The sequence below is a fragment of the Pseudomonas sp. NFACC05-1 genome (assembly GCF_900100135.1).
Taxonomy (GTDB): domain Bacteria; phylum Pseudomonadota; class Gammaproteobacteria; order Pseudomonadales; family Pseudomonadaceae; genus Aquipseudomonas; species Aquipseudomonas fluorescens_Q.
Genome location: NZ_FMTR01000004.1, coordinates 1 through 16,820 on the forward strand (window position 1 = coordinate 1; position 16,820 = coordinate 16,820).

At 60.3% G+C, this 16,820-nt stretch carries 16 protein-coding genes and 4 tRNA genes; 6 read left to right on the plus strand and 14 right to left on the minus strand.

From position 1 onward, the window contains the following. The 6 genes from BLO97_RS08220 to BLO97_RS08245 all read right to left on the minus strand — a co-directional run. On the minus strand, positions 1–1,772 hold a 1,772-nt coding region (locus BLO97_RS08220), incomplete at its 3' end, for a DUF6531 domain-containing protein (RefSeq protein WP_256571727.1). 188 nt (positions 1,773–1,960) lie between these two features. Further along, positions 1,961–2,362, minus strand: coding sequence for an SEL1-like repeat protein (locus BLO97_RS08225; protein WP_092345534.1), 402 nt, complete (start codon positions 2,360–2,362; stop codon positions 1,961–1,963). Further along, the gene (locus tag BLO97_RS08230; protein ID WP_003179080.1) at positions 2,363–2,734 is read right to left on the minus strand and encodes a hypothetical protein; all 372 of its coding nucleotides are present in this window, start codon (positions 2,732–2,734) and stop codon (positions 2,363–2,365) included. Further along, entirely contained in the window at positions 2,731–3,072 is a 342-nt protein-coding gene (locus BLO97_RS08235) for a helix-turn-helix domain-containing protein (RefSeq protein WP_003204574.1), read from the minus strand. Before BLO97_RS08235 ends, BLO97_RS08230 begins: the two co-directional genes overlap by 4 nt. 114 nt (positions 3,073–3,186) lie before the next feature. Then, the gene (locus BLO97_RS08240) at positions 3,187–3,642 is read right to left on the minus strand and encodes a YkvA family protein (protein ID WP_092345536.1); all 456 of its coding nucleotides are present in this window, start codon (positions 3,640–3,642) and stop codon (positions 3,187–3,189) included. A gap of 294 nt (positions 3,643–3,936) precedes the next feature. Continuing rightward, positions 3,937–4,650, minus strand: coding sequence for a BamJ family beta-barrel-assembly machinery protein (locus tag BLO97_RS08245; RefSeq protein ID WP_003204577.1), 714 nt, complete (start codon positions 4,648–4,650; stop codon positions 3,937–3,939). Positions 4,651–4,919: 269 nt separating this feature from the next. On the opposite strand from BLO97_RS08245, the gene BLO97_RS08250 reads away from it, so the two are divergent. Together BLO97_RS08250 and BLO97_RS08255 are read left to right on the plus strand one after the other, a co-directional pair. Next, complete coding sequence (locus tag BLO97_RS08250; protein ID WP_092345538.1) at positions 4,920–6,725, plus strand: di-heme-cytochrome C peroxidase; 1,806 nt, start codon at positions 4,920–4,922, stop codon at positions 6,723–6,725. A gap of 31 nt (positions 6,726–6,756) precedes the next feature. After that, complete coding sequence (locus BLO97_RS08255) at positions 6,757–7,893, plus strand: catalase family protein (protein ID WP_063324784.1); 1,137 nt, start codon at positions 6,757–6,759, stop codon at positions 7,891–7,893. Between the two features lie 89 nt (positions 7,894–7,982). Here BLO97_RS08255 and BLO97_RS08260 read toward each other — a convergent pair. The 4 genes from BLO97_RS08260 to BLO97_RS08275 form a co-directional block, all read right to left on the minus strand. After that, positions 7,983–8,059: transfer RNA gene (locus BLO97_RS08260), tRNA-Asp, on the minus strand. A 17-nt stretch (positions 8,060–8,076) separates the two neighbouring features. Then, positions 8,077–8,152 (minus strand) — tRNA-Val (locus BLO97_RS08265). A gap of 176 nt (positions 8,153–8,328) precedes the next feature. Continuing rightward, a tRNA-Asp gene (locus tag BLO97_RS08270) sits at positions 8,329–8,405 on the minus strand. 19 nt (positions 8,406–8,424) lie between these two features. Beyond that, positions 8,425–8,500 (minus strand) — tRNA-Val (locus BLO97_RS08275). 160 nt (positions 8,501–8,660) lie between these two features. On the opposite strand from BLO97_RS08275, the gene rdgC reads away from it, so the two are divergent. The 3 genes from rdgC (at position 8,661) to sugE (ending at position 11,125) form a co-directional block, all read left to right on the plus strand. Beyond that, positions 8,661–9,581: a recombination-associated protein RdgC gene (rdgC, locus tag BLO97_RS08280; protein ID WP_063324783.1), complete on the plus strand. Its 921-nt coding sequence runs from the start codon at positions 8,661–8,663 to the stop codon at positions 9,579–9,581. A gap of 145 nt (positions 9,582–9,726) precedes the next feature. Beyond that, positions 9,727–10,692 (plus strand): bile acid:sodium symporter family protein, encoded by a 966-nt coding sequence (locus tag BLO97_RS08285; protein WP_092145332.1) that lies wholly within the window; start codon positions 9,727–9,729, stop codon positions 10,690–10,692. A gap of 118 nt (positions 10,693–10,810) precedes the next feature. Continuing rightward, on the plus strand, positions 10,811–11,125 hold the full coding sequence (sugE, locus tag BLO97_RS08290; protein ID WP_092223612.1) for a quaternary ammonium compound efflux SMR transporter SugE: 315 nt from the start codon (positions 10,811–10,813) through the stop codon (positions 11,123–11,125). Between the two features lie 105 nt (positions 11,126–11,230). Here sugE and BLO97_RS08295 read toward each other — a convergent pair whose 3' ends face one another. From BLO97_RS08295 to BLO97_RS08310, 4 genes are all read right to left on the minus strand, one after another. Continuing rightward, the gene (locus BLO97_RS08295) at positions 11,231–13,105 is read right to left on the minus strand and encodes an MFS transporter (protein WP_092145330.1); all 1,875 of its coding nucleotides are present in this window, start codon (positions 13,103–13,105) and stop codon (positions 11,231–11,233) included. Between the two features lie 82 nt (positions 13,106–13,187). After that, the gene (locus BLO97_RS08300) at positions 13,188–14,336 is read right to left on the minus strand and encodes a TDT family transporter (RefSeq protein WP_092345540.1); all 1,149 of its coding nucleotides are present in this window, start codon (positions 14,334–14,336) and stop codon (positions 13,188–13,190) included. Positions 14,337–14,440: 104 nt separating this feature from the next. Continuing rightward, on the minus strand, positions 14,441–14,752 hold the full coding sequence (locus BLO97_RS08305) for a cupin domain-containing protein (protein ID WP_018604299.1): 312 nt from the start codon (positions 14,750–14,752) through the stop codon (positions 14,441–14,443). A gap of 77 nt (positions 14,753–14,829) precedes the next feature. Beyond that, positions 14,830–16,023, minus strand: a complete 1,194-nt coding sequence (locus BLO97_RS08310) for an MFS transporter (RefSeq protein ID WP_092345542.1) — start codon at positions 16,021–16,023, stop codon at positions 14,830–14,832. Between the two features lie 103 nt (positions 16,024–16,126). Here BLO97_RS08310 and BLO97_RS08315 point away from each other — a divergent pair, with 103 nt between their 5' ends. Then, positions 16,127–16,666: a TetR/AcrR family transcriptional regulator gene (locus BLO97_RS08315; protein ID WP_092223606.1), complete on the plus strand. Its 540-nt coding sequence runs from the start codon at positions 16,127–16,129 to the stop codon at positions 16,664–16,666. Positions 16,667–16,820 lie beyond the last annotated feature (154 nt).

Consider the following 16,820-nt stretch of genomic DNA (forward strand, 5'->3'; position numbering starts at 1 on the left):
GACATCAGCGTCTGTTCGGTCCGCCAGGCTTCGTCGAGGGTGATGGCGGGATGGAAGCTCTGGTAGTCGACGGCGATCAGGTGGCGCTGCTCGTAACGCAGGCGCAGGGCGCGCCCGGCGCCGTTGTCCAGGCGGCTGATGTCGCCATGGATGTTGCGCTGCAGCGTCAGGCGGTTGTCGTAGCGGTCGCTGAGGGCGGTCAGGTGACCGTCGCGAAAGTGCAGAAACGGGGCGTTTTCGCCGGGCTGGGCGACGATCAGTTCGTCCGGCTCGGCCCCCAGGTAGATCGCCGCGCGGGCCAGGCTGTTGTGGATGGCCGGACGCTGGGCGTTGGGCAGGGGAAACGTCGTACGGCGGTTTTCCTGGTCGACCCAGGTGACCTGCTCGCTCTCAAGCTCCAAGCGATGGGCCAGGGCATGGCTCCAGCCGCGCCCGAGGCCGACGTCCAGGTCCACCGCGCTGGTGCGGTACAAACGGGTGAAAACAAACGGCAAGCGGCCATCGAGGGTGCCATCGTCGAGGGTCAGCAGTTCTTCGCCGGTGACCATCGACACTGGGCAGCCGCTGGTCTGGGTCTGGGCCGCGGTGTCGGCGCTGTCGCCGTTGGGGTTTTTCGACTGGGCGGGGGCGTCGTCGTGGGGTTCGTGTTTTTTCAGCGTGGTGTTGCGCTGTGCATCCCAGCGCAGTTGCATCCGGCCCTTTTTCACGCCGGCCGCGATACCGCGTGCCGCCACGGTTTTGTAGCGGTCCACGTAGGTCATGAAACCGTTGACCACTGCAAAGATCGCACCGATGAAACGCTGCAAGGCGCCCAGCAGGCGCGCGCCCACATTCCCCAGGCGCATCGACAGATAAGCGATACCGGCACCCGCCCCGGTGAAGGTCAGGACAACACCAATCAACAGGTCGATCAACAACTGGACCGTCGCCCTCGACAAGGCTTCGGCCGTTTCGCCGGCAACCTCACTGGGCGGCAACATATCCAACCAGAGGCTGGCGGTGCGCACCAACAGGCACAGCGCCGCTTCGTCGCTGGCCAACAGTTGCAGCTTGGCCATCACCCGCGGTGTTTTTTTCGCCAGGTCCTCCAACTGCCTGGCGCTTTCGCCCAACCGCTCAACAAACTGACCGGGATCCTTGAGGATGTCCGAGAGCAAACTGATGCTGTCCCACACACTTTCAATCGCCGCCCAACTGCCGGCGAGCAACCCGTTGCCCACCGCCGCCGCCGAAGTCGACAACGATTGTTGTGCCCATCGCGGCTTGAAGCCCTGCCACTCACCGCGCAACCAGTCCGTCAGATTGGTGGTCAAGCCATCGTAGGAAGAAAACAGATTCGCGATTTGCTTGGCGGACACCTCTCCCTGAACGTGAACACGATAGGATTTGCCCGCCTCCCCCATGAAGGTTCCCAGGCCGTGGGCATCCAGGGTGACCGGCGTGACCTCGCCGCTGGCCACATCCACCACGTCCACCACAATGTCGCCCAGTGGGATGTCGTATACCGATTCGAACTTGCTTTCGATCGTCATCGGCCCGCCCTTGGGACACTGGACGACCGTGGAGAGGAAGTCATCATCGCCGGTGCTGACAGCGGTGGTGCTGTCGCCAAAGCGGATCAACCGCTCCATGCCCATAAGCGAGGGCAAGTCAGCCATGTGACTGGCTCGATCCGCCGCTCGGCTGTACCAGCGCTCGAGTTGCTCGCGATAGACCGAAAGGGTGTCTTTGAAGCTGTCGAGTTCCTGCTCGATTCGGCTCACCTGATCCATCAGGACAGGGCTCGCTCAAAGGCCGGCAGGAAAAAACGATCGAACATGGGCAGACGTCTCGCAGCACTCAGGGAGCGCGAGACTTTGCCGGGGATGACTGGGGAATTAAGTCAGGGGGAGGAGACAGAGCCCGTAGGGCGATTCGCTAAATTCGTCTGACCTGCACAACGAATCGCCAGTGGATAACCCTAGAGATCGCGAGCTTCAAGTGATTTGAGCTTGATTTCGGCCAGCGGATGCCCGGCTTTCGCCGCCAAGGTCCACCAACGCGCCGCTTCAACCGGGTCCGGCGCCTTGCTGGCTGTGCCGGCCAGGCTGATCACGCCAACCTGGTAGGCGGCCTTGCCATCACCGGCCAATGCCGCCAGCCGCAACAGGCGAATCCCTTCTTCCCGGGCGCCCAGCCCTTGGCCGCGAAACGTGAGGATATGCCCATAGAAGCTTTGCGCACCGACGTCGCCCAAGTTCGCCATGCGAGAGAACTGCCCCTCGAGCCAGGCCCAGCCACGCGGCTGACGGACGAACCAGGACCAGTGAAACAACCGACGCGCCAGCCAGTAACCGGCCCGCGCCTTGAATCGCCAGAGCACTCAGGCCTCCGCCGACTCGGGGTACTCGTATTCAAATACCCGGACCACTTCCGAAGCGTGCCAGGAAGCAGCGGCCACGCCATCGGAAGGCCCGGAAAAGCGCCCCAGGCGTTCTACACATTCGAAAAACCCCGTGCGCGGCAACCGACTGGCACCCTGGCTGATCACCAATGAACTGCGCAGCGGCTGTTCCGCCCGGGCGTCCAGCGCCGCCAGGTGTTCAAGGGCCGCAGTCAAGGTCTGCATGGCCGGGCTGGGCAGCTGCAGACGCTCCAGCAACGCGCGGTAGGTCAATAAATGCCGCTGGCGGCGCGCCTGGTCCAACTCACCCAACAACCCATCCCAATGCTGCCGACTGATGCGTACGCTCACGATTCTTCCCTCCAACCCGGCACCGTCAACTCCCAGGCCAGACTGCGCCGAATCGCGGCATCGGGCTGACGCTCGCCGCTCTCGATCAAGGCCAGATAAGACGGGCTGATACCTACCGTGCGGGCCAGCGCCTCGATGGCGATGCCCTTCCCTTCGCGTAAACTGCGTAATTGATCCAGGCCAGGGAGAACCTGGCCCGGTGCCGCCGCGTGACGGACTGTCGCTTCGCGCGGCGGAGCTTGATCGATGCCTGCTGCCTTCAACAACGACTGGTACTGATCCCACGGCAAAACCGCGTATTCGGGCTCTCCGTCACGTGTGATTATTTGAATATCCATGTCTACCCCGTAGGACAACAACACTTAGCGAGACAGCCTTTTTTCTTAGAAGTGTAATCCTAATACCGGCTAAGGTCGCGGGGCGATGAATTCTCTGGGGCAAGTGCTACCGAATCAGGTTTTTTTCTGACCTTGGAGTTGAAGTTGTTCCGGGGTATCGGGAAGCCTTTCGACCTGGGCAAGCTTTTCGGGCGACTGCCGATAACGCCAGGCGCGGAAAGCCTCGAGTTCAGCGTCGAGGGTTTTCATGACCCAGGCCAGCACGGCGATATCGTCGAACATGCCAAACATCGGCAAGATATCTGGAATCGCATCCAAGGGGCTGAGGAAATACATGAGCCCTGCCACCACCGACAGCATCGACTTGGCGCTGACAGCGCGGTATTCGCCCCGCCAGTAGGCCAGGCACAAGGCCTGCAACAGATGCAGGTCCTCCTTGAGTTTGCCCAGTCGTCCGCCCTCCCGGGCACCTTTGCTGGCGACGGCGAACAGCAACGTAGGCAATCGACCGCGGGCCAGCAGGCGGCCTGCCAAGGGCAGAAATCGCGCAAAATTCCACGGGGCCTTCATTTTTTCTCCGACTGAAATGTTATCCACACAAATTGTGGATAACCTTGTGAACAGAGCTGCATTTCACCGCTGAAGCCCCCGTTTCATAAGGGCCCGGCTTAGATCGGGCGTTTTTTACTCACATAAAAAAACCCAATATTTCATTGACTTGACCGGCTGACTGCGTCTAGCACAGCGCCTGTAATGCCTATGACTATACCCTGCATCGTGCGTTCGGTTTTTTTGCCATTTTGCCGCAGCCCAGATGCGACAACGCCCCGCATGAGCGAGGCGTTGGCGTTATAGCAGACGCGATTACTTGGCTGCGTCTTCTTTTGCCGGATCCTTGATCGCCAGCAGTTCCAGGTCGAACACCAGGACCGAGTTGGCCGGGATTGCCGGGCTCGGGCTCTGGGCGCCATAGGCCAGGTCGCTCGGGATGTACAGCTTGTACTTCTCGCCGACGTGCATCAGTTGCAGGCCTTCGACCCAACCCGGGATCACGCCGCTGACTGGCAGGTCGATCGGGCTGCCACGTTCAACGGAGCTGTCGAACACAGTGCCGTTGGTCAGCTTGCCGGTGTAGTGAACAGTCACTACGTCGGTCGGCTTGGGCTGTGGACCGTCGGCTTTCTTGACCACTTCGTACTGCAGGCCGGAAGCGGTGGTGGTAACACCGGCTTTCTTGCCGTTTTCTTCGAGGAATTTCTTGCCGGCGGCTGCCGACTCTTCGCTCATCTTGGCCATGCGCTCTTCGGCACGTTTTTGCAGCGCGGCAAAGGCTTCGACCAGTTCTTCGTCTTTCAGCTTCTGTTCTTTCTTGCCGACGGCATCTTCGATGCCCTGGGCGACCGCTTTGGAGTCCAGGTCATCCATGCCTTCCTGAGCCAGGCTCTTGCCCATGTTCAGGCCAATACCGTAGGAAGCTTTCTGCGCCGGGGTCTTCAGCTCTACGCTGGTCTGCGAGTCGCAACCCGCGAGTACCAGGCCAACCAGGGCCACCGCCGCCGCCAACCGATGCTGTTTCATGCTATTTCCTTGTTCATGCGCCTAAAGGGCAATCGAATAAAGCCGCGAGCTTATCAGGCGGCCACGACCAATGGCTACCGGCATGTGAGCCACAAAGTCATGATAAGTTCAGGTCCGCAAACGCTTTTTAAGCCTGGACGAATGAAGCATCTGTCATCTGTTACGTACAGGGACAAATTGCCGCTCCCCTACAGGCCAGAGGTAATGGCCACTTGCCCGCCGCGCAGCACTGAGGCATAAGGGCTTATCAAAAAAACAAGGACGTTACCGTGCGCCTTCTCTCTCGCATCCTCTTGCTGCTCCTCGCGCTGCTGATCATTGTCGTGGCCGTGGTGCTTTATTACGTCGCCAATCCTCGCTTGCCGTTCTACACGCCCGTCGAACAGGTGAATTACCTGGACCAATGGAGTGCCGCCGAGCGCCAGACGTATTACTTCACGCCCCAGGGCACCCAGGTCAAAGGCCTGCGCTACGACTGGTTCACCGCCCTCGAATTACCGTTTTCGCAACAACGCTTCGCATCGCCCGAGTACCTGGCGCGCTTTGGGTTCCTGGTCGATCCGGCGCAGAAAGCCTCGTCGGCCAATCCTGGCAACTTGCCGGTAGGGTTTGCGCGGCACCAGAACCCGGGCAGCACCGAGCAGTTCCTGGATATCACTTGCGCGGCGTGCCATACCGGCGAATTGCGCTTCAAGGGCCAGGCAATACGGATCGACGGCGGCACGGCTCAGCACGTGCTGCCCTCCAGTGTTCCTACATTACGCGGTGGCAGTTTCGGACAAGCATTGGTCGCCAGTCTGGCGTCTACCTACTACAACCCTTGGAAATTCGAGCGCTTCGCCCGCAAAGTGCTGGGCAAGGACTACGAAGCCCGCCACGAGGAATTGCGCAAGGCCTTCAAGGCCTCCCTGGACACGTTCCTGCGGGTGGCCTGGAACGACACCCATCGTGGCCTCTACCCCACCGAAGAAGGGCCTGGCCGTACCGACGCCTTCGGTCGTATCGCCAATGCCAGCTTCGGCGACGCCATTTCGCCGCAAAACTACCGGGTGGCCAACGCCCCCGTGGATTACCCGCAGTTGTGGGACATATGGACATTCGACTGGGTGCAGTGGAACGGATCGGCCCAGCAACCGATGGCCCGCAACGTCGGTGAGGCGTTGGGGGTCGGCGCCACGCTGAATTTCTTCGACGCCCAAGGCAAACCGCTGCAGGGCGATGCGCGATACCCCTCCAGCGTGCGTGTGCGCGACTTGAACAAGATCGAAGAGACCCTGCAACTGCTCAAACCGCCTGTATGGCCGCAAGCGCTACTGGGCCCAATCGACAAACCGCTGGCCGCCAAGGGCCGGGCACTGTTTACCGAAAACTGCGCCGGCTGCCATGTACCCAAGGTGGTCCAAGGGCCCGACAGGCCGGTCCAGCAATTGCACATGCTGCCCGTGCAGGTGATCGGCACCGACCCGGGCACTGCCAATAACATCGCCGATCACCGCTTCGACCTGACCAGCCTGCAGTGGGATCCGGCCGAGCTGGCGAAGCTGGAAGTGCAACTGCACCCGAGCCCAACAGAACCGCTGGACCTGAGTCAACTCTCGGTCGCCAAAGGCCTGGCCTACGTTACGGCATTCGTCGAAAACCGCGCTTACCGCGACGCCGGCGTCACCCCCGCCGAGCGCCCGGCGCTGGACGGTTTCGGCTTGCCCATCGGCGTACGTGAAATGCGCGCCTACAAAGCCCGGCCACTGGCGGGTGTCTGGGCCACGCCACCGTTCCTGCACAACGGCTCGGTGCCGACGATCTATCAACTGCTGTCCCCCCAGGATGAGCGCGCGACCACGTTCTATAAAGGCAACTTCGAATACGACCCGCGCCACCTGGGCTATCGCACCGAAGCCTTTACCAACGGTTTTCTCTTCGATACCCGCATTACCGGCAACCACAACAGCGGCCATGAATTCCGCGCGGGCGAGCGAGGCAATGGCGTCATTGGCCGCTTGCTGCAACCACAGGAACGCTGGGCCTTGCTGGAGTATTTAAAGGTGCTGGGCGGGCCATTGGAGTCGCAACTGTAATGATGAACCCCACAGGTAAAAGGAAGTTTCAATGTTGATCACGCTCTGGCTGCGCCTCGGTGCCTTTTTGGGCAAGACGCTCCTGTGGCTGCTGGGCATCGGGCTGCTCGGCTGGGCACTGTCCACAGCCTGGTTTGCCTGGCAACACAAGGGGCCGGTCCCGGACAAGGAACAGGTGGCGCCCGGCGAAGCGGCCATGACCCAGGACATCATCCAGACCGCTATTCGCATCGTCGATCAGCACCGCGAAAGCACGCGTTATCTGCGCGATGCCCACGCCAAGGCCCACGGCTGTGTCATGGCCGAAGTCCAGGTGCCGAGCGACCTGCCGGCACCGTTGCGCCAAGGGGTATTCGCCGAGCCGGGGAAGGTCTGGCAGGCGACGATTCGCCTGTCCAACGGCAATGCCTATCCGCAGTTCGACAGCCTGCGCGATGCACGGGGGATGGCGATCAAGCTGACGAACGTACCGGGCAAGCAACTGCTCGCTGATCGGCAATCACAAGGTGAGCAGGATTTCGTGATGTTCAACCATCCGAACTTCTTTGTCAGTGATGTCGCCGAATATCGTCAGAATGTGGCGGCTCAGGCTGACGGGAAAAAGGCGATGGCCTTTTTTCCGAGCCTCGACCCGCGCAGTTGGCAGATTCGGCATTTATTCATCGCCCTGGCGACCCTCTCACCGCCACCGGCCAGTCCGACCCAGACCACTTATTTCTCGGTATCGCCCTATAAGTTCGGTGAGGCCAACGCCAAGTTTCGCGTCGCACCGGATCCGGACAGTTGCCCAAGCTACACCTTGCCGGCCCAGAACCAGGACCTGCCGAACTTCTTGCGTAGCGCATTGAACCAGCAGTTATCCACAGACCGGGTGCCGGCGTGTTTTGTCTTGCAGATCCAGCGCCAGGATCCGAGCAAGTACATGCCGATCGAAGACACCAGTATTGAATGGCAGGAAAGTGATGCGCCGTTCGAGACCGTGGCACGGATCAAGGTTCCGGCTCAGGATTTTGATACGCCCAAGCTGAACCTGGCTTGTGATAATCAGTCGTTCAATCCTTGGTTCGGCATTGAGGCGCATCGGCCTATTGGTGGGATCAATCGCTTGCGTAAAGCGGTGTATGAGGCGGTCAGCGATTACCGTCACAGCCGTAACGCCGAGCAATAGAGGCAGGCAAATGCCAGACAGCAAAAAGCCCGCTCAATGAGCGGGCTTTTTGTTGGTACCTGGCGTTCAGCATTCCAGATAACCGAATATGGCGCAGCGGACGGGACTCGAACCCGCGACCCCCGGCGTGACAGGCCGGTATTCTAACCGACTGAACTACCGCTGCGCGTAACACTGAAAGTTTGGTGGGTGATGACGGGATCGAACCGCCGACATTCTGCTTGTAAGGCAGACGCTCTCCCAGCTGAGCTAATCACCCTTCACTTTCGATGCGGGGCGCATTCTCTCACAGTTTTTCTTAACGTGCTGATTTAATTAGCAAATTCAGCAAAAAAACATGAGCAACGCACACCACAGGAACTGCAAACAGCAAAAAGCCCGCGTGAGCGGGCTTTCCGTGGTGACCTGGCGTTCAGTGTTCCAGGTAACCGAATATGGCGCAGCGGACGGGACTCGAACCCGCGACCCCCGGCGTGACAGGCCGGTATTCTAACCGACTGAACTACCGCTGCGCGTAACACGTTGAACGAATGGTGGGTGATGACGGGATCGAACCGCCGACATTCTGCTTGTAAGGCAGACGCTCTCCCAGCTGAGCTAATCACCCTTCGCTTTCGGTGTGGCGCGCATTCTACGGAGCACTCTTTAAGCTGGCAAGCACTTTTTAAATTAATTTTTTCAGGCCTTCCAAAGGCTTAGCGAAGGGTTGGCCTATGGCGCCGCGAAGAGAATAATGCCCCCCTTTGTATAAAGGAGAGACTCACCCCATGTGGTTCAAAAACCTGCTTATCTATCGCCTGACCCAAGATCTGCCTTTTGATGCCGAGGCGTTGGAAACTGCACTGGCCACCAAACTGGCGCGTCCATGTGCAAGCCAGGAGTTGACCACTTACGGTTTCGTCGCGCCGTTTGGCAAAGGCGAAGACGCGCCATTGGTGCATGTCAGCCAGGATTTCCTGCTGATCGCCGCGCGCAAGGAAGAACGCATCCTGCCGGGCAGCGTCGTACGCGATGCCTTGAAGGAAAAGGTCGAAGAGATCGAAGCCGAGCAAATGCGCAAGGTCTATAAAAAGGAACGGGACCAGCTCAAGGATGAAATCATCCAGGCGTTCCTGCCGCGCGCGTTCATCCGTCGCTCGTCCACCTTCGCCGCCATCGCGCCGAAACAGGGCCTGATCCTGGTGAACTCCGCCAGCCCGAAACGCGCCGAAGACCTGCTGTCTACCCTGCGCGAAGTGATCGGCTCGCTGCCGGTACGTCCACTGACGGTAAAAATGGCCCCGACCGCCACCATGACCGACTGGGTCAAGACCCAGAAAGCCGCGGACGATTTCTTCGTGCTCGATGAATGCGAACTGCGCGACACCCACGAAGACGGCGGCATCGTGCGCTGCAAGCGCCAGGACCTGACCAGCGACGAAATCCAGCTGCACCTGAACACCGGCAAGGTCGTCACGCAACTGTCCCTGGCGTGGCAGGACAAGCTGTCCTTCGTGCTCGACGACAAGATGGTGGTCAAGCGCCTGAAGTTCGAAGACCTGCTGCAGGACCAGGCGGAACAGGACGGAGGCGACGAAGCCCTTGGCCAACTGGACGCCAGTTTCACGCTGATGATGTTGACGTTCGGCGAGTTCCTGCCGGCGCTGGTTGAAGCCTTGGGTGGGGAAGAGATTCCGCAGGGGATCTAAAGGCTGTTGATCTCTAGTGTGGGAGCGGGCTTGCTCGCGAAGACTGACTGACATTCAACGATGATGTTGACTGACACTCCGCTTTCGCGAGCAAGCCCGCTCCCACATCGGGTTTTGTGGTGTTTTTAATAATAAGGATCAGGTCATGCGCGCATTGGCTGCATTGAGTCGCTTTGTCGGCAATACCTTCGCTTACTGGGTGCTGTTTTTCGCGGTACTGGCATTCCTGCAACCGCAGTGGTTTGTCGGCCTGAAAATCGCCATCGTGCCGCTGCTGGGCCTGGTGATGTTCGGCATGGGGTTGGCGCTCAAGCTGGAAGACTTCGCCGAAGTGGCCCGCCATCCTGGCCGCGTAGCCTTGGGGGTGGTTGCCCAATTCGTGATCATGCCCGGCACGGCATGGCTGCTCTGCCAAGTTTTCAACCTGCCGCCGGAGATCGCCGTCGGTGTGATCCTGGTGGGTTGCTGCCCGAGCGGCACGTCGTCCAATGTCATGACCTGGCTGGCGCGCGGTGACCTGGCCCTGGCCGTGGCGATTTCCGCCATCACCACCCTGCTTGCCCCTCTGCTGACCCCAGCGCTGATCTGGCTGCTGGCCTCGGCCTGGCTGCCGGTGTCGTTCTCGGCGCTGTTCTGGTCGATCCTGCAAATCGTACTGGTACCGATCGCGCTGGGCATCATTGCCCAACGCCTGCTGGGTGCCCGGGTTCGTCATGCCATAGACGTGCTGCCGCTGATATCGGTGGTAAGCATCGTGATCATTGTGGCGGCGGTGGTAGCGGCCAGTCAGGCGAAGATCGCCGAATCCGGCCTGCTGATCATGGCCATTGTGATACTGCACAACAGCTTCGGTTATCTGCTGGGGTATTTCACCGGGCGTTTGTTCAGCCTGCCGTTGGCTCAGCGCAAGACCTTGTCGTTGGAAGTCGGCATGCAGAACTCCGGCCTGGGCGCGGCGTTGGCCAGCGCGCACTTTTCGCCACTGGCGGCGGTACCCAGCGCGCTGTTCAGCGTCTGGCACAACATTTCCGGGGCCCTGCTCTCGACGTACTTCCGGCGCATGAGCGAAAAACAGGACCGTGAACTACAGGCCCGTCAAGCGGCGGACTGAAGGAGAATCTTGACCGACTCGTCAGCATTGGGCACTCTTGCGCCCAATGCGGGGACGACCCCGCAACGCTAGAGCGTTCGTTATCCGGGGACGACCCCATCCATCGATGAGGTGTGTGATGTCCTGGATCATTCTGTTTTTTGCCGGCCTGTTCGAAGTCGGCTGGGCTGTCGGCCTGAAATACACCGACGGTTTCAGCCGCCCTCTCCCCACTGCACTGACAATCGCCGCCATGGCGATCAGCCTCGGCCTGCTCGGCCTTGCAATGAAGGAACTGCCGCTGGGCACGGCCTATGCGATCTGGACCGGGGTCGGTGCCGTGGGCACGGTGATCGCCGGGATCATTCTGTTCGGTGAGTCGATGGCGCTGGTTCGGTTGGCCAGTGTCGCCTTGATCATCGTCGGGCTGGTAGGGCTCAAGATCAGCGCCTGAATTGACCTGCGGGAGCGAGCTTGCTCGCGATTGCAATTTGCCTTCTGATATTGCTGTCACTGGCAGACCGCTATCGCGAGCAAGCTCGTTCCCACAGGTTTCAACCTATCGGACAGTCCCACGCAACTCCCCCACCAACGCCTGCAACTTCGCCGGCTCAGCCACTTCCACCGCAACCGCCGAACCCGCCACCAGCGTCACCCGCGACCAGAACCGACGAAACAGTCCTTTGGCCGGGTCGCGACTGAAGAAGCTGCCCCACAACCCCTGCAGCGCCAAGGGAATCACCGGCACCGGGGTCTCTTGGAGGATGCGTGTCAGTCCACTCTTGAACTCATTGATCTCACCGTCGCCCGTCAGTTTTCCTTCAGGGAAGATGCAGACCAGCTCGCCGTCCTTCAGGTATTGGGCGATTCGCTTGAAGGCTTTTTCGTAGATGTGAATGTCTTCCTGGCGCCCGGCAATCGGGATCGTCCCGGCGGTGCGGAAGATGAAATTCAGCACTGGCAGGTTGTAGATCTTGTAGTACATCACGAAGCGAATCGGCCGACGTACCGCGCCGCCAATCAGCAAGGCATCGACGAAGGAGACGTGGTTGCACACCAACAGCGCAGCCCCTTCATCCGGTATCGCCTCCAGGTTGCGGTGCTCCACGCGGTACATGGAATGGCTCAGCAGCCAGATCATGAAACGCATGCTGAACTCGGGGACGATCTTGAAGATGTAGGCGTTGACGCCGATGTTCAGCAACGACACCACCAGGAACAACTGCGGGATCGACAACTTGGCCAGGCTCAGCAAGACGATGGAGACAATCGCCGAAACCACCATGAACAAGGCGTTGAGAATGTTGTTGGCAGCGATCACTCGCGCCCGTTCGTTTTCGACGGTGCGCGACTGGATCAAGGCGTACAGCGGCACGATGTAGAAACCACCGAAGACCCCTAGGCCAAGGATGTCGATCAATACCAGCCAGGCGTGACCGAAACCGAGTACTTCAAGCCAACCATGGCCATCGACGCTGTCGGGGATTCCACCGGAATGCCACCACAACAGCAGGCCGAACACCGTCAGCCCGAACGAGCCGAACGGCACCAGGCCGATCTCGACTTTGCGCCCGGAAAGCTTTTCGCAGAGCATCGAACCCAAGGCGATCCCCACCGAGAACACCGTCAGGATCAAGGTCACCACGGTTTCGTCACCGTGCATCCACTCCTTGGCATAGGCGGGGATCTGCGTCAGGTAGATCGCACCGACGAACCAGAACCAGGAGTTGCCGACAATCGAACGGGACACTGCCGGGGTTTGCCCCAACCCCAGTTTCAGGGTGGCCCAGGATTGGCTGAAGATGTTCCAGTTCAGGCGCATCTGTGGCGAGGCCGCGGCCGCGCGCGGAATGCCGCGGCTGGCCAAGTAACCGAGCACGGCAACGCCGATGATCGCGGTGGACACCACGGGTGCGTAATGCGCCGAGGACATCATGATCCCGGCGCCTATGGTGCCGGCCAGGATCGCCAGGAAGGTGCCCATTTCCACCAGGCCATTGCCGCCGACCAACTCTTCCTCACGCAAGGCCTGGGGCAGGATCGAGTACTTCACCGGGCCGAACAACGCCGAATGCGTGCCCATGGCGAATAACGCCACCAGCATCAGCGATAAGTGATCGAACAGAAACCCTACTGCACCCACCGCCATGATGACGATTTCGCCGAGCTTGATCAGACGAATCAACGCGTCCTTGGCGAATTTTTCCCCGAACTGCCCCGCCAGCGCCGAGAACAGAAAGAACGGCAGGATAAACAGCAGCGCGCAGAGGTTGACCCAAATCGAGCGGTCCCCCTCGATGGTCAATTTGTAGAGGATGGCGAGGATCAGCGACTGCTTGAAAATGTTGTCGTTGAACGCGCCCAAGGACTGCGTGATGAAGAACGGCAGGAAACGCCGCGTGCGAAGCAAGGTGAACTGCGAAGGGTGACTCATCTTCCATGTTCCTACAGTGGCGTGGACGCTTATTGGAATGAACGTTTTTCGATCCAGGCCACACATTACCTGTCTTTAGCGATTATTTCGCCAGCCCTGCAATGCAGGGCGACACAAACAACTCACCGTGCCAGGCGCCCTGCACCGTACGCCGTCCGACGATCAGCCACATCACCACCAGCATCGCCACCAGCACAGCCCCGAACACGCTGAAAAAACCCAGGCTCAGCAGCTCCGAAAGCTTCAACGTGGTCAACGCGTACACGCCCAGGGGAAAGGTAAAGCCCCACCAGCCGAGGTTGAAGGGAATGCCTGCGCGCAAGTAGCGCGCGGTGATCAGCAGCGCCATCAACATCCACCACAACCCCAGCCCCCACAGCGTGATACCGGCTATCAGGCCCAACCCGGCGGCGATTTCGCCCACGCCGGACAGGCCATTGGCGGCAAAAATCAGTGGGGCATCGTTGCCCAACAGCAACATGCCCAGGGCGCCAGTGCCGATCGGGCCGAGGGCCAGCCAGCTCGAGGCGGCCATGTTTTCGTGAGGCAGTTTGTGCAGCGCCATGCGCAACAGCAAAATCGTCAGGATGCTGAACGCCACCGGCAGGGAAAAGGCCCAGAGCACGTAGCTGGTCACCAGCATGACCAGTTGCCCATGAGCGTCGGCCAGATGCGGCGCCATCAGCCCGCCACTGGCCGCCGCGACTTCGGCGGCCACCACCGGCAAGAGCCACACGGCGGTCATCTGGTCGATGCGGTGTTCCTGGCGGGTGAACATCAAGAATGGGATCAGCACACCACAGGCCAGAGACATGGCCACGTCGATCCACCATAACGCTTCGGCCAACGGCACCACACCGTTGCCCCAGCGCGGCAGCCCGAATACCAAAAAGCCGTTGATGATGGTCGCCAGCCCCATGGGAATGGTGCCGAAGAACATCGAAACCGTGGAGTGGCCGAAGATCCGCCGCGCCTCGTCGAAGAACAACAGCCAACGGGCCGTGTACAAGCCGGCGAACACCACGAACAAGAGGATGTTGAACAACCACAACCCTTCACCGAGTAAGCGCAGGCCCGGTACGTTTCCGGGCCATTGCGCCAAAGCCAACGCCAGCACACCGGTGCCCATCACCACGGCAAACCAGTTAGGCGTGAATTGGCGAACAGCCTCCAGCGGCCTGGGCAAATGGCTCAATGGACGCAAGCGGTTTTTTGCAACGCAGCATGTCATGGCGAACTCCTGTCCTCGGATGAGGGTGGAGCCATGCTAGAGCCGGATCGAATATCTATATAACGGGTAATTTCTCTATCTGTTATCGGTTTCACAGATAACTATCAGACACTGCCCTCGGTCTCGATCACCAGGATTCTCGCTTCGCCCAACGGCCTGGCCACATGTTCAGTGCCCACCGAGGCGTAGAAAATGTCCCCGGCCTCCAGCAAGGTCTCCTTTTCGACACCCTCTTCCCGATAGCACATCCGCACTTGCCCATCGAGCACCACAAAGACTTCCTCGCCGTCATTGACGTGCCATTTATACGGTTGATCGGTCCAGTGCAGGCGCGTGGTGATGCCATTCATGTTGGCGATATCCAGCGCCGCCCAGGCGCGGTCCCCGGTGAAGGATTTGCTGCGGATAATTTTCAAAAGCAATCGACCAAAATAAATGCAGAGGCGTCCAGGCTAGCGCAAAACCGCCAAGGCGGCGCTTGCATTCAACACTTTCAAGGTCGAACCCCGTCGCCCAATGGTTTTACAGATTGACGCAGCAGCCCCAGCAAGGCGCCCGCCGACAACACGATCAGCACCGCGCCATAGCCATCGGTGGTCGGAATCAACCCGAATACCCGTGTCAGGTTCCCGGCCAACAGCGATGGAAGACTGAAGGCCAGGTAACTGAGGACATAGAACGCCGACATCAAGCCGGCCCGCTCGTGGGGCAAGGCCAGCGGCATGATGCTGCGCAGTGCCCCCAGGAACCCGGCGCCGAAACCACTGCCAGTGACCCATGTGCCGACAAAGAACAACGGCAAGCTGGCGCCGTGCACCGCGAGCAACACCAGCGCCAGGCCAATCACCAGCAGGCTGGCGGCCAGACGCAGCATCTTGTCTGCCCCCTGGTTGCGCAGCGTATAAATGGACAGCGCGCCGGTAAGCGTCAACACCGCCACCAGCGCGCCGCCAATCAGGTTGGACGTCGATCCCGTCGCGGCCCGCACCAGCGAAGGTGCCAGGGACAGATAAAAGCCGCCCACCGCCCAGGCCGCCAGGTTCAGCGGCAGGATCAACCACAAGGCGCGCCGCGCCTGGATTGGCACATGCAAGGTCGGACGCAGTGACTGCCAGGCGCCAGGCTGCGGACTGACGCTCTCCGCCAGGCGCCAGATATAAACAGCCTGGAGCAGGAACAACCCGAGCAGGATCCAGTACGTCAGTTGCAAAGGCCGCGGCGCGAATTCCGCCAGAAGGCCGCAACCGAGCGCCCCGCACGCCATGCCCAACAGCGGTGCGACACTGGTGATCAATGGGCCTTGGCGACGGTCGAAATCCAGCAAGGCAGCCCCCAGCACGCTGGTGGCCATGCCGGTGGCAAATCCCTGGATCAATCGGGCACTGATCAACCAGGCAACGTTGTCGGCGCTGATGAACAGCAGCATCGCCAGCATATTGAGCAACAGCGCCACGAAAATCACCGGTTTGCGGCCCAAGTAATCCGACAACGAACCCACCGTCAGCAAAGCCGCCAGCAGACTGAAGGCGTACACACCGAAAATCAGCGTCAGGACGGCCGGGGAAAATTGCAATTGTTCCTGGTAGAGGTGGTACAACGGCGTCGGCGCACTGGACGCGGCGAGAAAACCGAGCAAGGTAAGCGCCAGGAATATCAGGCTGGCGCGGGTCGAAGCTGGACGGGACATGGGCACGCTCCACAGGAGTATTCGCAAAAGCTAATTTTTTGCTTTTGCGGAGTGTGCTACCCGCATGCGCTTAAAGCAAATTCTTTGTGTTAAGGTCTGACGCATGGCGATTAAAGAAGGTTTACGCCCAGGCGGTAGAAGCGCCCGGGTCCAAGAGTCGATTCATTCGGCGGTCCGCGACCTGCTGCAAGAGCAGGACCGCGCGACCCTGACCGTGCCGCAAATCGCTGCGCGCGCTGGCGTGACGCCGTCCACCATCTACCGGCGCTGGGGTGATCTGCCGGCGCTGCTGGCCGACGTCGCCATCGCTCGTTTGCGCCCCGACAGCGACCCCGCCAACACCGGCAGCCTGCGCGGCGACCTGCTCGCCTGGGCCGAACAGTACCTGGACGAAATGAGTTCCGAGCCCGGTCGCAACATGATGCGCGACATCCAGGCCTGCGCCACTGCGGGGTATTGCGTGGGGATCATCAGCCGTCAGTTGCAGATCATTCTGGATCGCTATCCCGATGAGCCCAATCCAGGCGTCGAACGGCTGATCAATGTGATCGTGGCGCCGACGGTGTTTCGCATCCTCTTTGCTAGCGCGCCGCTGGGGGTCGAGGAGTTGCATCGGTTGGTGGATATTGCGTTGGGTGAGTAAGGCCGCCTTCGCGAGCAGGCTCGCTCATTTGATCTGGGTGAACCATGGATTTGTATTCACCCCAGGTCCCTTGTGGGAGCGAGCCTGCCCGCGATGAGGCCCGTCCAAACACCTCATCGCCCCGTGTTTACCGCAACCCGCGACACCCCGCCAC